This is a genomic window from Rhizobium sp. YJ-22 (assembly GCF_029601685.1).
GTDB lineage: Bacteria > Pseudomonadota > Alphaproteobacteria > Rhizobiales > Rhizobiaceae > Metarhizobium.
This window is the reverse complement of sequence record NZ_JARRIR010000050.1, coordinates 1-2,835: the sequence shown is the minus strand read 5'-3', so window position 1 is coordinate 2,835 and position 2,835 is coordinate 1. Positions and strand designations below refer to the sequence as shown.

4 protein-coding genes are annotated in these 2,835 nt (G+C 62.5%); all 4 read right to left on the bottom strand.

Annotated features, from left to right (window positions below; genetic code table 11):
* Positions 1–27: 27 nt before the first annotated feature.
* Genes P7F60_RS30700 through P7F60_RS30685 form a run of 4 tightly spaced genes read right to left on the bottom strand, consistent with a single transcriptional unit; the run spans position 28 to position 2,775 of the window.
* Positions 28–327: a hypothetical protein gene (locus P7F60_RS30700; RefSeq protein ID WP_151653675.1), complete on the bottom strand. Its 300-nt coding sequence runs from the start codon at positions 325–327 to the stop codon at positions 28–30.
* Complete coding sequence (locus tag P7F60_RS30695) at positions 327–1,961, bottom strand: IS66 family transposase (protein WP_023515432.1); 1,635 nt, start codon at positions 1,959–1,961, stop codon at positions 327–329. Before P7F60_RS30695 ends, P7F60_RS30700 begins: the two co-directional genes overlap by 1 nt.
* Before the next feature lie 59 nt (positions 1,962–2,020).
* On the bottom strand, positions 2,021–2,371 hold the full coding sequence (gene tnpB, locus P7F60_RS30690; RefSeq protein WP_018240900.1) for an IS66 family insertion sequence element accessory protein TnpB: 351 nt from the start codon (positions 2,369–2,371) through the stop codon (positions 2,021–2,023).
* Positions 2,368–2,775 carry a transposase gene (locus tag P7F60_RS30685; protein ID WP_081870589.1) on the bottom strand — a complete coding sequence of 136 codons (408 nt, stop codon included), beginning with the start codon at positions 2,773–2,775 and terminating at the stop codon, positions 2,368–2,370. Before P7F60_RS30685 ends, tnpB begins: the two co-directional genes overlap by 4 nt.
* Between the last annotated feature and the right edge of the window lie 60 nt (positions 2,776–2,835).

Below are 2,835 nucleotides of genomic sequence, written 5' to 3'. Positions count from 1 at the left end.
GTATCCATCCGGCGAAGGCCGCGGGGCTTATGATTTCGGCTCGTCTGCCATGATGCGTTTGATGACTTCCGGGTCACATTGCTCGTCGACGAGGAATTGCCGGACGCCGCACTCCCAGGTGCGGACGTCGGCGAGGAACTCCTTCAAGCTCTCGACACCGCGTTCCGTGAAGGTGGTGACGCCTTCCTCGGTCCCGTCATAGGCATGGATCATCTCGCCGTAGTCGATGTTGTCGGAGTTTCTGGCGACTTCCTCGATGAGTTCGAGGTTCTCGCTGATCAGCGTGGTGACGTATTCGATCGTGTAGACATGCGTCGGGCGCGCCATCAGGCCGCCACCTGCCGGGCGCTTCCGGCGGACCAGTTCCACGGCAATAGTTCCGGCAGCCTTGATACTGGAAGGCTGGGCATGCGGGCGAGCACGTCCGCCAGCCAGGCCTGCGGATCGATATCGTTCATCTTTGCCGAGACGATCAGGGAATACATGAAGGCAGCACGTTCGCCTCCGCGCTGTGAACCGGCGAATAGCCATGCCTTTCTTCCCAGAGCAATGCCGCGCAGGGCGCGTTCGGCGGCATTGTTCGAAAGGCAAAGGCTGCCGTCGTCGAGGAAGCGGGTGAAGGCGTCCCAGCGGCCCTCCTTGTCGAACATGTAGTTGATCGCCTTGGCGACGGGATTGTGCTTGGACATCTGGGAACGCTGGGCCATGAGCCATTGATGCAATTCCTCGACGCGCGGGCGAGCATGCTGCTGCCGCGCCGCGAGACGTTCCTCGACGGACATGCCGTTTATGCCGCGCTCGATCTCGAAGAGCGCGTCAATGCGGGCGACGGCCTCAAGTGCGACGGGCGATATCTCGTGGGCAGGCTTGCCCTTGCGCACGTTGCCGGCGATGTCGGCCAGTTCGAAGAACTTGCGCCTGGCATGGCTCCAGCAGAGTGCGCTTTTGACCGGCGCAGGGCCGCGGTCCGCACGGTAGAGGTCGTTGTAGCCACCATAGGCATCGGCTTGGAGAGTGCCATGCCACCCCACGAGGTGCCTGTTGGGATGGGTCTTCTCGCGATCGGGTGAGAAGTGGAAGAGCGCCGCGGGAGGCGCGCCGCCCGCGAAGGGGCGGTCGTCGCGGACGTAAGTCCATAATCTTGCCTGCCGCGTTGCACCCCGCGCCAGAAGCGGCACGGTGGTATCGTCGCCATGCAGGCGAACGGCTCCCAGAACATGGGCACGGATCAGATCATGGATCGGCTGCAGCGCCGTCGCGCAAGCCCCTACCTGATCGGCCAAAGTGGAGAGGCTGAGATCGACGCCTTCCCTGGCATAGCGCTCGGCCTGGCGGTTCAAGGGCTGATGCTGGCCAAACTTCTCGAACAGGATCGTCGCCAGCAGGTTCGGCCCCGCCCATCCGCGCGGCGTGGCATGGAAAGGTGCCGGTGACTGGCTGATCTTCTCGCAATCCCGGCAGGTGAACTTCTCGCGAACCGTCTGGATCACCTTCCACTGGCGCGGAATCGCCTCCAACGTCTCGGTGATGTCTTCGCCCATCTTCACGATCCGGGCCGAGCCGCAACAGGCGCAGTGCGCCGGAGCCTCGATGATCACGCGTTCACGCGGTAAGTGCTCGGGAAACGGCTTACGGGCTGGCCGGCGGCGTTCGAAGGCGGAGACATTTGTGATCTTCGCTGCCACGCGTTCCGCGGCGATCTCGTCCTCGGTGGCGTCGGCCTCGAGTTCTTCGAGCTGCAATTCCATCTGGTCGATCAGCCGGGCGCGGCGTTCGGAGCTCTGGCCATACTGCTCGCGGCGCATTTTGGCGATCTCGAGCTTGAGGTGTCGGATCATCGCCTCGGACGTCGTCACGACGGCGCGCACCTGCGCGAGATCGGCCTCGGCGGAGGCAGCACGCGCTTCCGATGCCGCTAGCGCGGCACGCAGTCTGGATATCTCCGAAGCAGCATCATCCATGGCCGAAAGCTACCATGCACCATGCTGAAAGCCCAACAAAAACAGAGGAATGCAGTCGATTAGCCTGCCTTAGAAGGCCGCTGCGTCCAGCGTGGATTGCGCCAGTCGATCCCTTCCAGGAGATAGCCGAGTTGCGCCGCCGACACTGGCACGGTGGAGCCATTTTGACTGACCGGCCAGATGAACTTTCCGGCTTCAAGCCGCTTCAGGTAAAGCGACATGCCGATCCCATCGTGCCACAGAACCTTGATGAGGTCACCCTTGCGACCCCGGAAGCAGAAGACTTCGCCGCCATGAGGATCGCGGCCAAGACCCTGTTGCACCTTCAGCGCCAGGCTGTTCATGCCGCAGCGCATGTCCGTCACACCGCCCGCAATCCACACCTTCACACCAGCCGGAAAGGCGATCATGACGCATCCAGAACCGGCAACAGCCGGGCGAGAATGATCGGATCAAGCGACGCCGGGATCATCAACCGTCGACCGTTCGGCAGGCCGATCTCGATCCTTTTGTCATCTTCCGGCCGGGGCGGCGAGACCTTCTCGCAAGATGCCGCCGCCGGTGACGAAATCGAAAGCGGCACGAAGCCCGTTGAAGCCGAACCGCTCAGAAGGCCACTACGGAACTCCCGACGCCAACGGGTCAACAATGACCGCGACAAACCATATCGCCGCGCCGTCGCGGACCCCTGCCGAAAGCCTTGCAGGCTCTCCTCGACGATCCGAACCTTCTCTTCGTCCGACCAATCCCGCCGGCGACCAAGATCATCGCAGGACAGGACCTCAATGGGGGAAATGATTGTAGCGCATGACATAAGGCATGGACTTAAAGCCAATCAGCAAATCAGGGCAGACGGCCTTCGGCGGAGGGATAC

Excerpts from the sequence above, each read along its gene's own strand:
- tnpB (WP_018240900.1), bottom strand. The coding sequence starts at position 2,371 with ATGATCGCCTTTCCGGCTGGTGTGAAGGTGTGGATTGCGGGCGGTGTG.
- P7F60_RS30685 (WP_081870589.1), bottom strand. The coding sequence starts at position 2,775 with ATGTCATGCGCTACAATCATTTCCCCCATTGAGGTCCTGTCCTGCGAT.
- P7F60_RS30695 (WP_023515432.1), bottom strand. The coding sequence starts at position 1,961 with ATGGATGATGCTGCTTCGGAGATATCCAGACTGCGTGCCGCGCTAGCG.
- P7F60_RS30700 (WP_151653675.1), bottom strand. The coding sequence starts at position 327 with ATGGCGCGCCCGACGCATGTCTACACGATCGAATACGTCACCACGCTG.